Annotated in this window: 17 protein-coding genes; 6 read left to right on the top strand and 11 right to left on the bottom strand. The window is 75.0% G+C overall.

Going from position 1 to position 19766, the window contains the following annotated elements:
- Positions 1-15: 15 nt before the first annotated feature.
- Positions 16-909 carry a GAP family protein gene (locus GJV82_RS06375; protein ID WP_155098647.1) on the top strand — a complete coding sequence of 298 codons (894 nt, stop codon included), beginning with the start codon at positions 16-18 and terminating at the stop codon, positions 907-909.
- An 85-nt stretch (positions 910-994) separates the two neighbouring features.
- Here the strand turns inward: GJV82_RS06375 and GJV82_RS06370 are convergent, their stop codons facing one another.
- From GJV82_RS06370 to GJV82_RS06345, 6 genes are all read right to left on the bottom strand, one after another.
- Positions 995-2464: a flotillin family protein gene (locus tag GJV82_RS06370; protein WP_024839809.1), complete on the bottom strand. Its 1470-nt coding sequence runs from the start codon at positions 2462-2464 to the stop codon at positions 995-997.
- A 170-nt stretch (positions 2465-2634) separates the two neighbouring features.
- Positions 2635-3105 carry an NfeD family protein gene (locus GJV82_RS06365; protein WP_024839808.1) on the bottom strand — a complete coding sequence of 157 codons (471 nt, stop codon included), beginning with the start codon at positions 3103-3105 and terminating at the stop codon, positions 2635-2637.
- Between the two features lie 191 nt (positions 3106-3296).
- Positions 3297-4907: a RecQ family ATP-dependent DNA helicase gene (locus GJV82_RS06360; protein ID WP_318657358.1), complete on the bottom strand. Its 1611-nt coding sequence runs from the start codon at positions 4905-4907 to the stop codon at positions 3297-3299.
- Positions 4904-6712 (bottom strand): pyruvate dehydrogenase, encoded by a 1809-nt coding sequence (locus GJV82_RS06355; RefSeq protein WP_155098646.1) that lies wholly within the window; start codon positions 6710-6712, stop codon positions 4904-4906. Before GJV82_RS06355 ends, GJV82_RS06360 begins: the two co-directional genes overlap by 4 nt.
- Before the next feature lie 154 nt (positions 6713-6866).
- Positions 6867-7862, bottom strand: coding sequence for an NAD(P)/FAD-dependent oxidoreductase (locus GJV82_RS06350; RefSeq protein ID WP_155098645.1), 996 nt, complete (start codon positions 7860-7862; stop codon positions 6867-6869).
- 26 nt (positions 7863-7888) lie between these two features.
- Positions 7889-8776: a class I SAM-dependent methyltransferase gene (locus GJV82_RS06345; protein WP_155098644.1), complete on the bottom strand. Its 888-nt coding sequence runs from the start codon at positions 8774-8776 to the stop codon at positions 7889-7891.
- 47 nt (positions 8777-8823) lie between these two features.
- Here GJV82_RS06345 and GJV82_RS06340 point away from each other — a divergent pair, with 47 nt between their 5' ends.
- Positions 8824-9399, top strand: a complete 576-nt coding sequence (locus GJV82_RS06340; protein WP_155098643.1) for a helix-turn-helix domain-containing protein — start codon at positions 8824-8826, stop codon at positions 9397-9399.
- Positions 9400-9424: 25 nt separating this feature from the next.
- Here the strand turns inward: GJV82_RS06340 and GJV82_RS06335 are convergent, their stop codons facing one another.
- Complete coding sequence (locus tag GJV82_RS06335) at positions 9425-10744, bottom strand: MFS transporter (protein WP_404812935.1); 1320 nt, start codon at positions 10742-10744, stop codon at positions 9425-9427.
- Between the two features lie 118 nt (positions 10745-10862).
- On the opposite strand from GJV82_RS06335, the gene GJV82_RS06330 reads away from it, so the two are divergent.
- Positions 10863-11168, top strand: coding sequence for a GNAT family N-acetyltransferase (locus tag GJV82_RS06330; protein ID WP_051471484.1), 306 nt, complete (start codon positions 10863-10865; stop codon positions 11166-11168).
- A gap of 55 nt (positions 11169-11223) precedes the next feature.
- Here GJV82_RS06330 and GJV82_RS06325 read toward each other — a convergent pair whose 3' ends face one another.
- Entirely contained in the window at positions 11224-11955 is a 732-nt protein-coding gene (locus tag GJV82_RS06325) for a hypothetical protein (protein ID WP_024839800.1), read from the bottom strand.
- Positions 11956-12187: 232 nt separating this feature from the next.
- On the opposite strand from GJV82_RS06325, the gene GJV82_RS06320 reads away from it, so the two are divergent.
- Together GJV82_RS06320 and GJV82_RS06315 are read left to right on the top strand one after the other, a co-directional pair.
- A complete protein-coding gene (locus tag GJV82_RS06320) occupies positions 12188-14065 on the top strand; it encodes an FAD-binding protein (RefSeq protein WP_187308609.1) in 1878 nt (625 codons plus the stop codon).
- A complete protein-coding gene (locus GJV82_RS06315) occupies positions 14062-14919 on the top strand; it encodes a 2Fe-2S iron-sulfur cluster-binding protein (RefSeq protein ID WP_115941762.1) in 858 nt (285 codons plus the stop codon). The genes GJV82_RS06320 and GJV82_RS06315 overlap by 4 nt, the downstream gene beginning before the upstream one ends.
- Positions 14920-15001: 82 nt before the next feature.
- Here GJV82_RS06315 and soxR read toward each other — a convergent pair whose 3' ends face one another.
- On the bottom strand, positions 15002-15442 hold the full coding sequence (soxR, locus tag GJV82_RS06310) for a redox-sensitive transcriptional activator SoxR (RefSeq protein ID WP_115941763.1): 441 nt from the start codon (positions 15440-15442) through the stop codon (positions 15002-15004).
- A 164-nt stretch (positions 15443-15606) separates the two neighbouring features.
- On the opposite strand from soxR, the gene GJV82_RS06305 reads away from it, so the two are divergent.
- Positions 15607-16974: an MFS transporter gene (locus tag GJV82_RS06305; RefSeq protein WP_318657357.1), complete on the top strand. Its 1368-nt coding sequence runs from the start codon at positions 15607-15609 to the stop codon at positions 16972-16974.
- 105 nt (positions 16975-17079) lie between these two features.
- Here GJV82_RS06305 and pgm read toward each other — a convergent pair whose 3' ends face one another.
- Together pgm and GJV82_RS06295 are read right to left on the bottom strand one after the other, a co-directional pair.
- Positions 17080-18774 (bottom strand): phosphoglucomutase (alpha-D-glucose-1,6-bisphosphate-dependent), encoded by a 1695-nt coding sequence (gene pgm / locus GJV82_RS06300; protein ID WP_155098640.1) that lies wholly within the window; start codon positions 18772-18774, stop codon positions 17080-17082.
- A 33-nt stretch (positions 18775-18807) separates the two neighbouring features.
- The gene (locus GJV82_RS06295) at positions 18808-19755 is read right to left on the bottom strand and encodes a TetR/AcrR family transcriptional regulator (protein ID WP_155098639.1); all 948 of its coding nucleotides are present in this window, start codon (positions 19753-19755) and stop codon (positions 18808-18810) included.
- Positions 19756-19766: the final 11 nt, after the last annotated feature.

Below are 19766 nucleotides of genomic sequence, written 5' to 3'. Positions count from 1 at the left end.
GCGAGGCTCGTCGGCATGGACATCCCCTTCGACCTCGACGCCGCCGGAGGACCGGGCCTGGGCCTCGCCGCCCTGGCGGGCGTGCTCGTGGTGCTCGCGCTCGTCGACTCCACGAGCTTCGGCACGCTCCTCGTCCCGGTGTGGCTGCTGCTCGCGCCCGGCCGGCTCCGCGCCGGGCGCGTGCTCGCGTACCTCGTGACGGTCGCCGTCGCCTACCTCGCCGTCGGGGTCGTCGTCATGCTCGGGGCGGGCGCGGTCCTCGACCGGTTCGGCGACGCGCTCGACTCGCGGGCCGCGACGATCGTGCAGCTCCTGCTCGGGATCGGGCTGTTCGCGCTGAGCTTCCGCTTCGACAGCAAGCGCGCCGCACGGCGTGCCGCCCGCGACGGCGTCCCGGCCGACGGGGACCCGGAGCGCGCCGACCGCGTCCCGGGCGGGACGGGCGGCGAGCCGGGCGACGCGGGTGCGGGTCCGGCGCCGGGCCCCGCGCGACCGGGACGGCTGGCGCGCTGGCGCGAGCGCGCCCTGGGGATCGAGGCGGACGCGGCCGGCGCGGGCGCGGTCCGTACGCGCGCGTCGGTGCTGCCGCTCCTGGGCCTCGCGCTCGGGGCGGTCGCGGTCGAGGTCGGGACGATGCTGCCGTACCTCGCGGCGATCGGGATCATCACGACGTCGGACGTCGGCTGGCCCGCGAGCGCCGGGGTCCTCGCCGCGTACTGCGTCGTCATGGTCGCGCCCGCGCTCCTGCTGCTGCTCGGTCGGCTCGTCGCGGCGCGCGCGGTGGACCCGCTGCTGCGGCGCCTGGACGGGTGGCTGACGCGCAACGCGACCGACATGACGGGGTGGGTGCTGGGGATCCTCGGCGTGCTGCTCGCGCTCGACGCGTTCGGCCGCCTCGGCTGGACCTGACGGATCCCCCCCGCACTCGCCGAGCATGCGGCTGTGGCCCGCCCGGACGTCCGGACGGGCCACAGCCGCATGCTCGGCAGGTGGGTCAGTGCGAGGTGCCGTTCGTCGACGACTCGCCGGAACCCGCGAGCTGCGTGCCCGCGAGGTTCGCGATGAGCTGGTTGATGTCCACGCCCGTGAGCTGCTTGATGACGCCCTGGCCCTCGCCGAGGACTGACGCGACGTTCTTCGTCACCGCGGACGCGCCGTCGGTCGAGACGACGGTCATGCCCTGGATGTTGCCGATCGGCTCGGCGGCGGCGCGCACGATCTCGGGCAGGCGCTCGATGAGCTCCTGGACGAGCGCGGCCTCGCCGTACTTCTGAAGCGCGTCGGCCTTGGCGTCGGTCGCCGCGGCCTCGGCGCGACCCTCGGCCTCGATCGCCGCGGCGCGGGCCTCACCCTCGGCCTTGATACCGGCCGCGAGGGCGACCTGGCGGTCGCGCTCGGCCTCACCGGCGCGGCGCACGGCCTGCGCGGACGCCTCGGCGTCCTGGATCGCCGCGGTCTTGTTCGCCTCGGCGATGACGGTGCGCTTGTACGCGTCGGCCTCGGTGGCGGCGTTCGCGGCGTCACGACGCGCGTTCGCCTCCTGGACCTCGGCGTACGCCTTGGCCTCGGCGGGCTTGCGGATCTCGATGTCGAGGCGCTCCTGCGTGACGCGCGCCTGCTCGGCGAGCGCCTCGCGCTCCTGCTGAGCGACGAGGCGGTCCTGCTCGGCGCGCGCGAGCTGACCCGCGGCCTCGGCCTCGGCGTTCGCGCGGTCGGTGTCGGCCTTGATCGCGGCGCGCTTGAGGTCGAGGGCCTTCTGGCGCTCGGCGATCTGCTCGGCCGCCTCGATGACGGCGAACTCGGACGCGCGCTGCGCCTCGGCCTCGGAGACCTCGGCGACCTGGCGGGCGCGCGCCGACTCGGCGCGGCCGAGGTTGGACAGGTAGTCCGAGCCCGGCGTCGAGATGTCGGAGATGTTGAGCAGGTCGACCTGCAGGCCCTGCTCCGAGAGGTCGGCCTTGGTGGACTCGACGACGCGGTCGGACAGGCCCTTGCGGTCGGAGATGATCTGCTCGATCGTCATGTCGCCGACGATGGAGCGCAGCGAGCCCTCGAGCGACTCCTTGATGATCTCGGTCAGCGTGCCCTGCTGGGACAGGAAGCGCTGGGCCGCGCGGCGCACGCCCTCCTCGTCGCCCCGGACCTTGAAGTTGATCGACGCCTTGATGGCGATCTTGATGCGGTTCTTGTCGACGCCCTCGACGGTGATGCCGATCTGGCGCTGCTCGAGCGAGATCGAGAAGCCCTGCTGGAGGATCGGCCACACGAACGTGCGGCCGCCGACGACGACCTTCTGCCCGCTGCCCGCGGCCTCCTTGCGGCCCGCGCCGCGGCCGACGATGACCAGGGCCTCGTTCGGCGGGACGCGGCGGATGCGCTTGCTGATGAAGATGACCACCGCGAAGAACGCGATGACCAGGGCGACGATCGCCAAGGTCGTGATGAGGTTCGTGTCGTCGAACATGGTCCGCGCCGGAGCGCGTCTCCTTCCGTGGGTGCGGGCAGGTCAGGACGTGCGGCGGTCGAGCGGGCCGGTCCGACCGGCGTCGAGCGCCCGGCCGGTCCGGGCCGGTGGAGCGGTGCGGGTGCACGGGGCACCCTGCGTCGGTGCGCGACGGGCGCGCCCGGCGGTCCTCAGTCGTTCGGGTAGTGGCGCTGGACGCGCACGCGGCTCCCGGACTGCTCGAGCACGACGACGCGCGCGCCCTCCGGGATGGGCTCGTCGGACCACGCGAGGCGGCGCTCGAGCTCGTGCGCCGCGTCGAGCGAGACCTCGCCGCGGGCCGGGTCGATCGCGGTCGTCGCGGTGCCCTGCACGCCGACGAGGGACGCGGGCACGCCGTCCTCCGACGCGCGCAGGTGCTTGACGAGCGACTGGACGAGGACCATCACGACGAGCGCGACGACGAGCGAGCCCACGTACGCGAGCCACGTCGGCAGGTCGTTGGACGCGACGATCACGCCGACGGCTCCGAAGACCACGCCACCCACGCCGAGCGTCGTGCCCGACACCGCGCCGTCGCCCAGGTCGACGATCTCGCCGACGAGCAGCGAGAGGAGCAGGAGGGCGAGTCCGGCGATGCCGATGACGATGAACGCGATCATGCGAGGTCCCCTCGGGCGGCGGGCCACGGCACGGAAGTGGCGTGTGGAGTTGTCGTGAACGTACGCACACCTTACCGTGAGCCGACCATGCCGTGGGGCGATCTGGAGATACGTCACATGGGGAGGACTCCCCACGCCGCGCCGGGGGCGGAACGGGGCCGACCGGGCGTCGCGCGAGGCCGCGGGCGGCCTCAGCCCGGCGTGAGGAGGCCGTTCTCGGCGACCGCGTCGAGGCTCAGCGTGCGGTACCCGTACGCCTCGAAGAGCACGGTCACGCGGTCCTCGCCCTCGTACCCCATGACCGTGCCCTCGCCGAACTCCGGGTGCCGCACGGTCGTGCCGGTCGACCACGGCGCGGCCGCGTCGTCCGCGGCGCGCTCGGCCGCGGTGCCCGCCCAGCAGGTGTCGCAGCGCCCGCACGGCTCGGGCAGGTCCTCGCCGAGGTAGGCGAGCAGGAACTGCCGGCGGCACTGCTCCGTCTCGGCGTACGCGCGCATCATCTCCAGGCGCGAGTCGTCGACGCGGCGACGGGCCTGCGCGAGCTCGCGCGCGGCGTCGGCCACCGCGGCGGGCCGCGCGTCGTCCCCGGCGAGCGCCCGTGCGTCCTCGACGAGCGCGCGCAGGCGGGCGAGGCGTCGCGGCAGGCGGGTGCGGCCGTCGTCGGACGCGGCGGCGCCCGGCCCGAGGGCGCGCGCGACCGCGCGCAGGTCGTCGCGGTCGGGCACGCTCACCGCGAAGAAGCGCTGGAGGCCCAGGTCCTCCGGCCGGTAGAAGAGCACCGCGACCGCCGGCTCGCCGTCGCGGCCCGCGCGCCCGACCTCCTGGTAGTACGAGTCGGGGGAGCCGGGCACGTCGGCGTGCACGACGAACCGCACGTCCGGCTTGTCGATGCCCATGCCGAACGCGGACGTCGCGACGACGACGTCCAGCTCGTCCTCGGTGAAGCGCCGCTGGGCCTCGTCGCGCTCGGCCCGGCGCAGCCCGCCGTGGTAGGCCGCCGACCGCAGCCCGGCCTGCGCGAGCGCGTCCGCGATCTCGCCCGTGCGGCGCCGGGTGGCGACGTAGACGATCCCCGTGCCCTGCTCCGCCTCGGTCCGCACGCGCTCGACGACCGCGCGGTCCTTGTCCTCGGCCTCGACCGCGCGCACGACCTCGAGCGCGATCCCCGGACGCGCGAACCCGCGCACGATCACGGCGGGGTCGCGCAGGTGCAGGCGCTCGGCGACGTCCTCGCGCACGGGCGGCGACGCCGTCGCGGTGAGCGCGAGCACGGGCGGCCGCGGGTCCAGGGTGTCGAGGCGCTCGCCCACCCGCAGGTACTCGGGCCGGAAGTCGTGGCCCCACGTCGAGACGCAGTGCGCCTCGTCGACCGCGACGAGACTCGGCCGGGCCGCGCGGACGGCGTCCAGGACCTCCTCGTTCGCGAGCTGCTCGGGCGACAGGAAGAGGAACTCGAGGTCGCCCGCCGCGGCGGCCTCCAGGGCGGCGCGGCGCTCGGCCGCGGGTACCGCCGAGCTCACGGCCGCGGCCCGCGCGTCGTCGTCCCCGAGCTCGAGCAGCGAGCGCACCTGGTCCTGCTGGAGCGCGATGAGCGGCGAGACGACGAGCGTCGGCCCGGGCAGCTCGAGGCCCGGCACCTGGTACACGGCGGACTTGCCGGCGCCCGTGGGGAGCACGAGCAGGACGTCGCGGCCGTCGAGGAGCGCGGTGATCGCCTCGCGCTGCCCGGGGCGCAGGTCGCGGTAGCCGAAGACCTCCCGGGCGGTGTCGCGGACGTCGGCGAGGGTGGGCTCGTCCGTCACGGGCGGGGCACGTTGCGCAGGTTGGCGCGGGCCATCGAGACGACCTCGCCCATGCCGCCGCCGAGGACCTCCTTGCTCATCGCGACCGCGAACCCGCGCACCTGTCCCGCGGTGATCGTCGGCGGGATCGAGAGCGCGCGCGGGTCGGTCACGACGTCGACGAGCGCGGGCCCGGGCCGGTTGAGGGCGTCGGCGAGCGCGCGGCGCAGGTCCTTCGGCTTCTCGACGCGCACCGCGGGGATGCCGATCGCGTTCGCGACCGCCGCGTAGTCCACCTGCGGCGACTCGGTGCCGAACATCGGCAGGCCGTCGACGAGCATCTCGAGGCGCACCATGCCGAGGCTCGCGTTGTCGAACAGGACGACCTTCACGGGCAGGTCGTACTGCTTGAGCGTCACGAGCTCGCCGAGCAGCATCGACAGGCCGCCGTCGCCGGCCATGGCGACGACCTGGCGGCCCCGGCCGGCGTCGCGCGCGGCGGCCGCGGCGCCGATCGCGTGCGGCAGCGCGTTCGCCATCGACCCGTGGATGAACGACCCGATGACGCGCCGCTTCCCGTTGGGCGTGATGTACCGCGCGGCCCACACGTTGCACATGCCCGTGTCGACCGTGAACACCGCGTCGTCGGCGGCGAGCTGGTCGAGCGTGTCGGCCACGTACTCGGGGTGGATCGGCGTCGTGCGCTCGACCTTCTTCGTGTACGCCCCGACGACGCCGTTCATCGCCTTCTCGTGCTTGGCGACCATCGAGTCGAGGAACGTGCGCGACCGCGCCTTCCTCACGAGCGGCAGCAGCGCGCGCACGGTCTCGCCGACGTCGCCCACGACGGCGACGTCGAGGCGCGTGCGCCGCCCGAGGTGGGTCGGGTCCACGTCGACCTGCGCCGTGCGCACCGACTCGGGGAGGAACTGGTCGTACGGGAAGTCGGTGCCGAGCAGCAGGAGGAGGTCGCAGTCGTGCATCGCGTCGAACGCGGCGCCGTAGCCGAGCAGGCCGGACATGCCGACGTCGAACGGGTTGTCGTACTGGATGAACTCCTTGCCGCGCAGCGAGTGCCCCACGGGCGCCGCGATCTTGTCGGCGAGCGCGAGGACGTCGTCGTGCGCGCCGCGCACGCCCGCCCCGGCGAAGATCGTCACCTTCTTCGCGGCGTCGATCGCGGCGGCGAGCTCCTGGACGGCGCCGGCGTCGGGCACGACGCGCGGGGGAGCGGGCCGGCACACGGCGTCCGGCACGGGGGCGGGGGCGTCGAGGTCGGCGACGTCGCCCGGGAGGGTGAGCACGGAGACGCCGCGTGCGCCGTACGCGTGGTGGATCGCGGAGTTGATGACGCGCGGCGCCTGCTCGGCGCTGGAGATCATCTCGGAGTACACGGAGCACTCGGTGAACAGGCGGTCGGGGTGGGTCTCCTGGAAGAACCCGGTACCGATCTGCTTGCTCGGGATGTGGCTCGCGATCGCGAGGACCGGCACGCGGGACCGGTTGGCGTCGTAGAGGCCGTTGATGAGGTGGAGGTTGCCCGGCCCGCACGACCCGGCGCACACCGCGAGGCTGCCCGTCACCTCGGCCTCCGCGGCCGCGGCGAACGCGGCCGCCTCCTCGTGGCGCACGTGGATCCACTCGATGCCCTTGCCGGCGTTCTCGCCGACGTTGGAGCGGTGCACCGCGTCGACGACGGGGTTGAGGCTGTCGCCGACGATGCCGTAGATCCGGCGCACCCCCGCCTCGATGAGCTGCGCGACGAGCAGGTCGGCGACCGTGCGGTTGCGCTTGTCCTGCGGGGAGCGACCGATTCCGAACGGCATGACGTACCTCCACGGGTGGCTGGGGTCGTCCTCCATCGTGCGCCGGGTCGTCCGGGGGCGCAGCGTGAGCGGGCGTCTCGTGCGTCACCCTCCGGCCGACGGGCCCGCGGTCGTTCCCGGCCGCGGGCCCGGCCCGGTGCCTCGGGCCGCCGCCTCAGACCGCGGGCTCGGCGTGCGCGGCGAACGGCGTCCGGCGCTGCGCGACGGCCGCCGCGGCGTCGGCCTGCGCGAGCTCGCCGTGGATCCCCGCGCCGGCCATGACCCCGGCCGCGGCGGACGCGCCGACCTGCGCCATGAGGTCGCTCGAGTTGCCCGCGGCCCACACGCCCGGCACGGCGGTCGCGCCGCGCGGGTCGGCGGGCACGAACCGACCCGCCGGGTGCTCCTCGAGCGTTCCGCCGAGCTGCTCGAACAGCTCGCCGCGCGCGACGAACCGCGGCCCGACGACGACGGCGTCCACGCCGAACGACGTCCCGTCCGCGAGCACGACCGACCGCACGGACCGGCCCTCGACGTCGAGGCGCGCGACCTCGCCCTCGACCACGCGCACACCGAGCGCCGAGAGCTGCTCCCACGTGGCGTCGTCGAGCTCCGGCGCGGTGTGGTGGAACAGCGTGACGTGCGGCGTGAGCTGGCGGAACAGCAGCACCTGGTGCGCGGCGGCCGGGCCCGTCGCGAGGACCGCGACCCGCTGCCCCCGCACCTCCCACCCGTGGCAGAACGGGCAGTGCAGCACGCTCGACCCCCAGCCCTCCCGCACGCCGGGGACGTCGGGCAGCTCGTCGACGAGGCCCGTCGCGAGCAGCACGCGGCGCGCGCGGACCGTCCCGCCGTCGTCGAGCGTGAGGCTGAAGCCGGACCGGACGTCGCCGTCGGCGTGGACCACGCGCGCGTCGCGGACCTCGGCGCCGTAGCCCACGGCCTCGGCGCGGCCGGTGGCGAGCAGCTCGCGCGGCGGGACGCCCTCGCGGCCGAGCAGGTTGTGCGCGCCCTCGGCGGGCGCGTTGCGCGGTTCGCCGGCGTCGAGCACGACGACGGAGCGCAGCGACCGCGCGAGCGTCACCGCGGCGCTCAGCCCGGCGGGGCCGCCGCCGACGACGGCGACGTCGTACGGGGCGTCGGGGGTGGGGGTGGCAGGGGTGGTGGTCATGGCTCTCCTCGGCAGGGTTCGGGGTCTCAGCGCGGCCGGCGGGCGGCCCAGACGATGCGGCCGCCGCGCGCGGCGACCGTGTGCTCGCCCGGCGCGCGACCCGGGGCGGCGGGGTGGGTCCTGGTGGGGGCGGTCGGGTCGCTCGGGGCGGTCGCGGCGAGCACGGCGTCGAGCGCCGCGAGGCCGTCGGGGTCGAGTCGGTCCGCGAGGTGCGCACGCTGCCGCGCGGCCGTGGCGTGCGCCCAGCGCGACGCGGCGGGGCCGGGCGGCACGACGGCGGTCGGCTCGCGCCGGTCCACGACCTCCAGCCCCGCGTCGGTCAGGAAGGGCGTCCAGTCGGGGTAGCGGTTCCAGCCCGCCTGGGCGATCGCGCTCTCGAGGTGCGCGGCGAGGTCGGCGTGCGCCGCGTCGTCGGGCAGCACGGGCGCGGTCGCGGTCATCTCGACGACGACGAGGAGCCCGCCAGGCACGAGGGCGTCGCGGGCGTCGCGCAGCACGCGCGCCGGGTCAGCGACGTGGTGCAGCGAGGCCGACGCCCACACGACGTCCGCCGTGCCGACCTCGGGCCAGCCCGCGTCGAGGTCGGCCTCGACCGTGCGCACGCGGTCCGCGAGCCCCGTGCCGACGAGTCCGGCGCGCAGCCGGTCGAGCATCGCGGCGTCCGCGTCGACGGCGACGACGTCGGCACGGGGGAAGGCGCGCGCGAGCGCCCGCGTGCCGGTGCCGGTGCCCGCGCCGAGGTCGACGACGGTGCGCACCGCGTCCGGCGCGTGCTCCACCGCGACCGCGACGGCCGCGTCGAGGAGGCCGCCGAACACCTGCGCGTCGAGGTCGAGCACGTCGGCGCACCCGGTGCCGTCGTGGGTGTGGTCGTGGTGGGGCGTCCCGGTGGGGTGCGCGGGGAGGGAGGTCATGCGTCCACCGTAGGACGCTCATGCGCACAAGACATAGGATCTTGCCCATGACGCAAGAAGTCGATCTCGACGCGGTCGTCCGCCAGCGCATCCGCGGCCTCCGGCTCGCACGGGACTGGACCCTCGACGCACTCGCCGCGCGCTGCTTCCTCAGCGCCTCGACGCTCAGCAGGATCGAGACCGGGCACCGGCGCATCGCGCTCGACCAGCTCGTGCCCATCGCCCGCGCGCTCGGCACGACGCTCGACCAGCTCGTGGAGCCGGTCGACGACGAGGACGTCGTGATCCGGCCCGAGCCGCAGCGCCGCCCGGGCGAGACGACGTGGCTCCTGTCGCGCGACCGCCCGGGGACGATGGTCGCGAAGATGCGCATCACGCCCGAGCGCGCCGTCGGCCCCGAGCACCAGCGCGTGCACCCCGGCCACGAGTGGTTCACCGTGCTGTCGGGGACGGCCGTCGTCTACCTCGCCGACCGCCGGATCCTCGTGCACGAGGGGCAGGCGGCGGAGTTCTCGACGATGGTGCCGCACTCCTTCGGCGCGCACGACGGCCCGGTCGAGATCCTCACGATCTTCGACCAGGAGGGCGAGCGCGCGCACCTCTCGGGCGCCGACCCGGCCTGACGGGGCGCACCCGGGGCCCGGCGCGTCAGGGCGCGGGCGCGACGTCCTCGCGGTCGGCGCTGCGGCGCAGCGACCGGAGCGCGGCGAGCACGAGCACGACGGCGAGCACCGCGGCGGCCACGACGACCTCGAACCCGGCGTGCGCGCCGCCCGCGTCGACGCGCGACCCCGCGACCGACGACCCGATCGACACCCCGACGCCGAGCGACGTCCCCACCCACGCGAGCCCCTCGGTGAGCTGGTTGGGCGCCACGAGGTTCTGCACGAGGTTGTTGCCGTTGATGAGCGTGGGCGCGATCGCGAAGCCGGTCACGAACATGACCGCCGCGAGGACCGGGACCGACGTGACGAAGAAGAACAGCGACACGCCCGCGGCGAGCGCGAGGATCCCGAGGACGAACCGGCGCCACAGCGGCGAGACCCAGTGGCGCGCGCCGTAGACGAGCCCCGAGATGAGCGAGCCCATGGCGAACACCGCGAGGATGACGCCCGCCGCGCCCTTCTGGCCCTGCTCCTCGGCGAACGCGATGGTCGACACGTCGGTCGCGCCGAACACGATGCCCATCGCGACGAAGATCACCGCGAGCACGACCATCCCCGTGGAGCGCATCGCCGAGCGCTGCTTCACGCCCGCCTCCGGCACGACGACGGGCGGCTCGGTCGCGCGCTGCGAGAGGAACCACAGGCCTCCCACGACGGCCGCGACGAGCGGCACGAGGAGCCCGGCCGACGGGGACACGCTCGTCGCGAGGACCGTGGCCAGCACCGGCCCGACGACGAACACGAGCTCGTCGAGCGCGGACTCGAGCGAGTACGCGGTGTGCAGGCGCCGCGCGTCGGGCACGACGTGCGTCCACCGCGCGCGGACCATCGAGCCGTACGAGCCCGACGTCCCGCCGGTCAGCGCGGCGAACACGTAGAGCGTCCACTCGGGGGCGCGGAGCACCGCGCACAGGATGAGACCGCCGAGCCCGAGGGTCGTGGCCGCGAGCATCGGCAGCATGACGGCGCGCTGCCCGGTGCGGTCGACGAGGCGCGCGATCTGCGGCGAGACGATCGCCTGCGCGACGACGAGCGCGGCCGCGACCCGGCCGGCGAGCGCGTACTGGCCGTAGATCCCCTGGATCATGAGGATCGTGCCGATGCCGACCATCGACATGGGCAGGCGGGCGACGAGCGCGGCGGCGGAGAACCGCCACGCGCCCGGCAGCGAGAGGACGTCGCGGTAGGGGTTGCGCGAGGTCGCTCGGGCGGTGCCGGGCGGCGTCTCCTCGGTCGTCAGGTCGTCCCGCCGGGGCTCGGGGTGCTCGGGGTCGCCGGAGCGCGACGGGGAGTCCTGGACCACCGTCCCAGTGTCCCACCGAGAACCCGTCCGACCGGTAGCGAATTGCCCGCGCCGCAGGTCGTGTGACGGCCGTCTCGCGCTGTTGTCCTCGCGGCGCGCGGCGGCGACGATGGGCGCCATGAGCGACAGCAGCGCGCCGAGCGCCTCGACCGTCACCGTGACCGACGAGGGCGACCGGTTCGAGGCCCGGACCGACGACGGCACGGTGGCCGGGTTCGCCGCCTACGAGCGCACCCCGGGCACGGTGATCTTCACGCACACGGAGGTCGACCCCGCGTTCGAGGGGCGCGGGGTCGGGTCGGCGCTCGCGGCGGGCGCGCTCGACGCGGTGCGGGCGTCGGGCGAGCGCGTCGTCGCGCTGTGCCCGTTCGTCCGGGCCTACATCCGTCGCCACCCGGAGTACCAGGACCTCACGACGCGCTGAACGACCGGGAGCCCCGGTCCCGCAGGACCAGGGCTCCCGGTGGGGGCGTGCGGCGTCAGGAGATCGTGCCGGTGCCCTCGCCCTCCATGCGCTCGTCGTGCAGGAGCTCGCCCTCGGCGTCGACGGGCGTGATCACCGCGTCGAACGTGATCGGCGAGCCCGGCTGGTAGCGGAAGTTCGTCGCGTACGAGTAGGACTGGCCGGTCGCGAACGGGTACACCGTCGGCTCGCGGTACGCCTGGTCGTGCATCGCGTCGGCGTGCACGCCCTGCGCCTCGTACAGCGCGTCGTCGACGATCGTGTCCATGCCCTGCATGTACGGCCAGTCGTCGTAGCGCTCGTCGATGCTCACGAGGCTCGAGCCCAGGTCGATCGGCGCGCCCTCGTTGGTGATGACGTAGTTGACGAACACGATGTCGTCGCCCTCGGCGATGATCGGCTCGTTGTTCTCGGGGTCGACGAAGAGGCCGTCCTTCGACGCCTGCGTGACGCCCACCTGGTAGACGTCGACGCGGACGTCGCCGACCGTGAACGTCGAGATCTGCTCGCCCGGGTCCGTGACGGGGTTCGCCCAGTCGGGCAGCTCGCCGCTCGCACCGGCGTCGCCCGCCGCCTCGTCGTCGACCTCCTCCGCGTCCTCGACCGGGGCCGTCTCCTCGGCCGCCGTCGTCTCCTCCGGCGCCGGCGTCTCGGGGGAGCCCCCACCCACGTTGATCGTGCACGCGGTGAGGCCGAGCGCGAGCGCGGCGGCGGCGGTCAGGCGGGCGGCGGAACGGGCGGGACGCATGAGTACTCCGGGAAGTTCGGGGAGGGGTGCCGCACGGACCATACCCGGACGCGCGCGCCGCGCACGATGGGGAGGGGTGCCCATGACCGCGCCCGGACGCGGGACCTTCGCCTGTTGCGCGAGGGTCCGGGCGCGAGGACCCTTCCCGTATGCCTCGCCGCACCCTCTCCCCGGCCACGCCCGCGCGCACCGGACCGGCCCGCCCCGCGGCGCGACGCCGGGAGCGGAGCCGGTGAGCGCGCTGCGCGTCGAGCGCGCCGACGTGGTCGTCGTGGGCGGGGGCGCCGCCGGGCTCAGCGCGGCGCTCGCGGTCGCCGAGGCGGCGGCCCGCGACAAGGGGCGCGCGCCCGTCGTCGCGCTCGTGTCGAAGGTCTACCCCCTGCGCTCGCACACCGTCGCCGCCGAGGGTGGCGCGGCCGGGGTCGTGGGCGACGACGACTCGCTCGAGCAGCACGTCGCGGACACCGTGGCCGGCGGGGCGGGGCTGTGCGAGGAGGACGCCGTGCGGTTCGTCGTCGAGCGCGCGGCGGGCGAGCTGTACCGGCTGGAGCGGTGGGGCCTGCCGTGGTCGCGCACCGACGACGGCGACGTGGCGGTGCGCCGGTTCGGCGGCATGAGCCGCGCGCGGACGTGGTTCGCCGCGGACAAGACGGGCTTCCACCTGCTGCACACCCTGTTCCAGACGTCGCTGCGGTACTCCGGTCCCGACGGCCCCGTGCGCCGGTACGACGAGCACCACGTGCTCGACCTCGTGGTCGACGACCCGGGCGGGCCGGACGCGCGGGTGCGCGGCGTCGTCGTGCACGACCAGCACCGCGGCGAGCCGCTGCTCCTGGAGGCGCCCGCCGTGGTGCTCGCCACAGGCGGCTCGGCGCGGGCGTGGGGGACCAGCACGAACGCGGGCATCTGCACGGGCGACGGCACCGCGATGGCGCTGCGGGCGGGCGTGCCGCTGCGCGACATGGAGTTCCTCCAGTTCCACCCGACCGGTCTCCCGGGCAGCGGCATCCTCCTCACCGAGGCCGCGCGCGGCGAGGGCGGGGTGCTGCTCGACGCCGAGGGTCGCCGCTACCTCGCCGACTACGGCCTCGGGCCCGAGACGCCCGTCGGGGCGCCCGTGCCGCGCACGATGGAGCTCGGGCCGCGCGACCGGCTGTCGCAGGCGTTCTGGCACGCCGACCGCGACGGCCGCACGATCCCCACGCCCGACGGCGGCGTCGTGCTCCTCGACCTGCGGCACCTCGGCGCCGCGCGGCTCGCGGAGCGGCTCCCGCTCGTCACGGGCCTCGCGAAGCAGTTCGCGGGCGTCGACCCCGCGACCGAGCCCGTCCCCGTGCGCCCCACGGCCCACTACACGATGGGCGGCGTCCGCACCGACGCGCGCGGCGCCACCTCCGTCGCCGGGCTGTTCGCGGCGGGGGAGTGCGCGTCCACCGGCCTGCACGGCGCCAACCGGCTCGGGTCCAACTCGCTCGTCGAGACGCTCGTCGTCGGGCGCGCGGCGGGGGAGGCCGCACTCGCGTGGTCACGCGAGGCCGGGCACCTCGGGGCCGACGGCGGCGCGGCCGGCGCGGGGGCCGGCGTCGGCCCGGCGTCCGCGGACGGCCAGGTCGTCGACCGCGCCGCCGAGATCGCCGACGGCTACCTCGCGATGCGTGGGCGCGGCACCGAGCCGCCGGCCGCGATCCGGGCCGAGCTCGGCCGCGTGCTCGACGCCGACGCCGGGATCTACCGCGACGCCGACGGGCTGCGGCGGGCGCTCGCGACCGTCGAGGACCTGCGCGCGCGGTACGCCGCCGTGCGCGTCGTCGACACGAGCGCCGTGCTCAACACCGACTGGGCCACGACCGTCGAGCTCGGCGCGACCCTGCTCGTCGCGCACGCGACCGTCGCCGCCGCGCTCGCGCGCGAGGAGTCCCGCGGCGCGCACCAGCGCCTCGACTTCCCGGACGTCGACGACGTGCCGCGCCACTCGGAGGTCCGGCTGGACGCGGGCGGAACGATCGAGGTGGCGCACGTCCCCGTGGGCGCCGAACACGACATGAGCGCCGGAAAGAGACCGATAACGACCCCCATGTCGTTCTCGGCGGAGAGGGGAGCGGGTTCGTGAGCGAGGCAGACCTGCCGGTGGAGGCGCGGACGGTGCGGCTGGAGGTCGCGCGGACGTCGGTCGATGGCGCCGACACGGGGCGGCGCGACGTGTTCGACGTGCCCTACGACGACCGCACGTCCGTGCTCGACGCGCTGCAGTGGGTCAAGGACCACGCGGACCCCACGCTGACGTTCCGGTGGTCGTGCAAGATGGCGGTCTGCGGGAGCTGCGGCGTCATGGTGAACGGCCGCCCGGTGCTCGGGTGCGAGACGTTCGTGCGCGGCTACCGCACGTCCGGCCTCGTCGTCGAGCCGCTCGCGCACGCCGAGGTGCTCCGCGACCTCGTCGTCGACACCGACGCCTTCCTCGGCAAGCTCGCCACCGTCCAGCCCTGGCTCGTGCCCGACGGCGCCACGCGCCTCCCACTCGTCGACGCGCCCGCGCCCGTAGCCGGGTCGGGCGCCGGCGACGACGCCGCGGACCCAGCGACGGCGGACGACAGCGACGCGCTGCGGGCGCACGGACCGGCGTCGGGCCACCGGCAGACGCCGGGCGAGCTCGCCGCGTTCAAGGGCTTCGCCGAGTGCATCGACTGCATGCTCTGCTACGCCGCGTGCCCGCAGCTCGACGTGGCGCCGGACTTCCTCGGCCCGGCCGTCGTCGCGACGGCGCGCCGCTGGGACGAGGACTCGCGCGACGCGGGCGAGCTCGACCGCGCCGACGTCCTCGACACCGAGTTCGGCGCCTGGCCCTGCATCCAGGTCGGCGCGTGCACCCAGGTCTGCCCCAAGGGCGTCGACCCGGCCCGCGCGCTCCGCGACGCCCAGCGCGTCGCGACCGAGACGTGGGACGCTCGCAGTCGGCGCGGGTGAGTCGCCCGGCGCGACCGTCGGCCGCACCGCTCGACCGGTGCGGCGCATGGTTCAGGGCCGTGGACCCGGTGCTCCCGGACGCTCAGATGCGCCGGGGCCCCGGACCGTCCGAGCCGAGTGCGTCCTCGGGGTTGAGCAGGCGGCACGCCTTGAGCGAGAGGCAGCCGCAACCGATGCAGCCGGTCAGCTCGCGCTGCAGGTGGTCGATCTGGGTGCGCCGCAGCTCGAGCTGGTCGTTCCAGAGCTTGGCCACGCGCCGCCAGTCGCGCTGCGACGGCGGGTGGTCCAGCGGGAGGCTGGTGAAGACCTCCTGGACGTCGGCGAGGGGTATGCCGAGCCGTTTCGCGACGACGACGAGCGAGATGCGCCGGAGCATGTGCCGGGGGTAGCGGCGCTGGTTGCCGGCCGTGCGGGTCGAGGCGATGAGGCCGAGCTGCTCGTAGTAGTGCAGCGCTGACACGGCGACGCCCGTGCGGCGCGCGACCTCGCCGACAGCGAGGAGATCGTCGGGTTCGAGCGACACGGATACCTCCCTTGACCTCAAGTTTACTCGAGGTATTAGCGTCGCGGCGGGTCGTCCACCGGGGCGCCCGCAGGGGGGCGTACGCCCCGACCGGACGTGGCGAGAGGACGGCCCGAGATGACCCAGACCGAGCAGGACCGGCAGGACACGGGGACGGCAGGCACGTGGCGCGAGCTGCTGGGCGGGCGGTACGCCCCCGTCGCGGCGGTGCTCGCGGGCGGCGTCTGCTGGAGGCGAGCAACGTCTACCTCACGACGAGCCTGCTCCCGACGATCGTCGCCGAGATCGGCGGTGCCGAGTTCTACGCCTGGACGATGACGACCTTCCTGCTGGCCTCCGTCGTCACCTCCATGCTCGTCAGCAGGGTCCTCACGCAGCAGGGCGCCGTCCGGGCGTACCTGCTCGCGCTCGGGCTGTTCGCGCTGGGGTCGCTGCTGTGCGCGGCCAGCCCGTCGATGCTCGTCCTGCTGCTCGGCCGCACGGTGCAAGGGCTCGGCGGAGGGCTGCTGGCCGGCCTGGGGTACGCCCTGATCCAACGAGCCTTGCCCGCGCGGCTCTGGGCCCGCGCCGCGGCGCTCGTCTCGGCCATGTGGGGCGTCGGGAACATCGTCGGGCCGGTCGTGGGAGGCGGGTTCGGGCAGGTCGGCGCCTGGCGCGCCGCGTTCGTCAGCCTCGCGGTCGTCGCGGCGCTCGTGTGCGTGCTCGTCGTCCGCTCGATGCCGCGGACGGCGCGGAGCCGCTCCAGCGAGTCGGTGCCGTGGGCGTCGCTCGTGCTGCTCGCGAGCGCCGTCGCAGCGGTGGGCGTCGCGAGCGTCGTGCCCTCCGGAGTCGCGACCGCGGCGGCGCTCGTCGTCGGGGTCGTGCTCGGCGTGTGGTTCGTCCGTCACGAGCGGAGCGGGCGCAGCGGGATCCTGCCCCAGGTCACGTTCGCGCACGGGTCCTCGCTGCGCTGGGTCTACCTCACCGTCGCAGTCCTCGCGTTCGGCATCGGCACCGAGGCGTTCATCCCGCTCTTCGGGCAGGAGATCGGAGGACTCGGTCCGCTCGTCGCGGGACTGCTCGGGGCGGCCCTCTCGCTCGGCTGGTCCGTGACCCAGATGGTCACCGCGAACGCCACGACGGTCCGGGCGCGGCGGGGCCTGATCACGGTGGGCCCGCTGGTGGTCGCGCTCGGTCTCACCGCGTACGGGTTGCTCCATCACGACGGGCCGTCGGGCACGGTGATCGCCCTCTGGTTCGTGACGCTCTTCCTCGCGGGAGCCGGGATCGGGCTCGGGTTCCCGCACCTGACGGTCGCCGCGCTGGGGAGCACGGTCGGCGAGGAGGAGGGTGCCAAGGCCGCGGCCGCGGTCAACACCGTCTTCCTCATCGCGACGGCGCTGAGCGCCGCCCTCGCCGGCGTCCTCGTGAACCTCGGGACACCCGACCTCGTCCGGTCCGCCCAGCTGCTCATGCTCACGTTCGCCGGTGTCTCCCTCGTCGGGACGATCGTCGCGCGCCGCGCCGCGGCGGGAGTCAGGGCGGTCGCGTGAGGCGGTGGGCCAGCCGGCCCACCGCGCCGAGGGAGAACCCTGGTCCTGCCGAGAGAGAACCGCGGTTCGCCGAGGGAGAACCAGGGTTCTCCCTCGGCAGGGAGGTCAGCCTCCGAGGGCGGCGGAGACGACGTCCTTCGCCTCGGCCTGGACCTGGGTGAGGTGCTCTGCGGAGACGAACGACTCGGCGTAGATCTTGTACACGTTCTCCGTGCCCGACGGCCGGGCCGCGAACCACGCGTTCTCGGTCGTCACCTTGAGCCCGCCGATCGCGGCGTCGTTGCCGGGCGCGTTGGTGAGCTTCGCGGTGATCGGCTCGCCCGCGAGCTCGGTCGCGGTGACCTGCTCCGGCGACAGCCTGCCCAGCGTCGCCTTCTCCTCGAGCGTCGCGGGGGCGTCGACCCGCGCGTACCAGGACTCGCCGTAGCGCTCGACGAGGTCGCGGTGGTGCTCGGAGGGGCTGCGGCCCGTCGTCGCGATGATCTCGGACGCGAGGAGCGCGAGCAGGAGCCCGTCCTTGTCGGTCGACCACACGCGGCCGTCCGTGCGCAGGAACGACGCCCCCGCGGACTCCTCGCCGCCGAACCCGACCGTCCCGTCGAGCAGGCCGGGCACGAACCACTTGAACCCGACGGGGACCTCGACGAGCCGGCGACCCAGCCCGCCCGCGACCCGGTCGACGAGCGCCGACGACACGAGCGTCTTGCCGATCGCCGCGTCGTCGCGCCAGCCCTCGCGCGCGCCGCCGTAGAGGTACTGGATCGCGACGGCGAGGTAGTGGTTGGGGTTCATGAGCCCGGCGTCGGGCGTGACGATCCCGTGGCGGTCGGAGTCGGCGTCGTTCCCGGTCGCGACGTCGAACGGCGCGCCGCCCTCCGCGTTCCCCGACTCGCCGGTCATGCCCGCCACGAGCGACGCCATCGCGTACGGCGACGAGCAGTCCATGCGGATCTTGCCGTCCCAGTCGAGCGTCATGAACGCCCAGCGCGGGTCGACCTGCGGGTTGACGACCGTGAGGTCGAGCCCGTACCGCTCGCCGATCTCGCCCCAGTACTCGACGGACGCGCCGCCCAGCGGGTCGGCCCCGATCCGCACGCCGGAGTCGCGGATCGCGTCGAGGTCGAGGACGTTCGCGAGGTCGTCGACGTACGTGGTGAGGAAGTCGTGCTTGTGCACGTGCTCGGACGTGAGCGCCTGGGTCAGCGGCACGCGCGGCACGCTCGCGATGCCCGTGCGCAGGATCTCGTTCGCACGGTCCGCGATCCAGCCGGTCGCCTCGGACCCGGCGGGGCCGCCGTGCGGCGGGTTGTACTTGAAGCCGCCGTCGCGCGGCGGGTTGTGCGACGGCGTGACGACGATCCCGTCCGCGAGGCCGGGGCCGGTGGTGCGGACGCCGTCGACCGTCGTCGCCTCGTTGTGCAGGAGGATCGACTGCGAGACGGCGGGCGTCGGGGTGAACGAGTCGCGCGCGTCGACGTACGTCTCGACGCCGGCGGCGGCGAGGACCTCGAGCGCGGTCTGCCACGCCGGGAGCGACAGCGCGTGGGTGTCGCGCCCGATGAACAGCGGACCGTCCGTGCCCTGCGAGCGGCGGTACTCGACGATCGCCGCGGTGATCGCGACGATGTGCGCCTCGTTGAACGCGTGGTCCAGGCTCGACCCGCGGTGGCCGGACGTGCCGAACACGACCTTCTGGGCCGGGTCGTCGACGTCGGGCGTGAGGTCGTAGTACGCGCCGACCACGGCGTCGACGTCGATGAGGTCGCTGGGCTGGGCGGGCGTGCCGGCGCGGGGATCCATGGGGTCGATCCTGCCAGGGGACGCGGCCGCACGTCAGCCGGGGCGGGGGTCCTCGGCGGGCCGCTGCGCGTTCGCGCGGTCGATCGCCATCTCGACCGCGTCGAGGAGGCGGTCGAGGCTCGCGTCGAGGGGGCCCTGGGGCGCGTCGAACCCGCCCGCGACGTAGATGCGCGTCATGACCGGGTAGCGCTCGACGTCGAACCAGTCCTCCCAGAAGCTTCCGAGCGTCGTCCAGTACTCGTCGTTGCCGATGCCGGTCGCGTCACGGTCGGCGGTCTCGGCGATGTTCGCGCGCGCGAGCCCCTGCACGTAGTTGTCGACGAGGCCGAGGGTCTCGACGACCTGGACCTCGGACAGCCCCGTGTCGACGAGCGTGCGCAGCCCGGCCTCCTGCGCGTCGAGCACGTGCGGGGCGAGGGGAGCGCGCCACATGTTGGTCTGCAGGATCCAGGGGTGGCGCTGGTACAGGCCCCACATCTCGTGCGCGTACTGCGCGAGCGCGGGCCGCCACGGCGCACCCGCGGCGGGCAGGTCGAGCTCGCCGTAGGCGCGGTCGATCATGAGGTCCACGAGCTCGGTGCGCCCGGGCACGTACGTGTAGAGCGACATGGCGCCGACGCCGAGCTCGGTCGCGACGCGGCGCATGGACAGCGCGTCGAGGCCGCCCTCCTGCGCGACGGCGATCCCGGCGCGCACGACGTCGTCGAGCGTGAGGCGCGGCTTGCGCCCGCGCGTCGCGGGTGCGGGCGGGTCCCACAGGAGCGCGAGGCGGCGCGTGATCTCGGGCGTGCGGACGACCTCGGTGAACTGGGCCCGCGCGTGCTCGGCGGCCTGCACGGCCGACGCGACGCCCGCGTCCGCGGCGGCGACGACGCCGCGCGGCCGTGCGGGCGCACCGGGCTCCGGGCTCGTCGGGGCGGTCTGCGGGGTGCCCGACGCCGCGAGGTCGTCCTCGCGGTCGTCGCTGCGGTCGGTCGTCACGTGCGTATCCT

Source organism: Cellulosimicrobium composti (assembly GCF_009711085.1).
Taxonomy (GTDB): Bacteria; Actinomycetota; Actinomycetes; order Actinomycetales; family Cellulomonadaceae; genus Cellulosimicrobium; species Cellulosimicrobium composti.
Note: the sequence above shows the minus strand (reverse complement) of the source record. Positions and strands in the feature narration are given on the sequence as shown.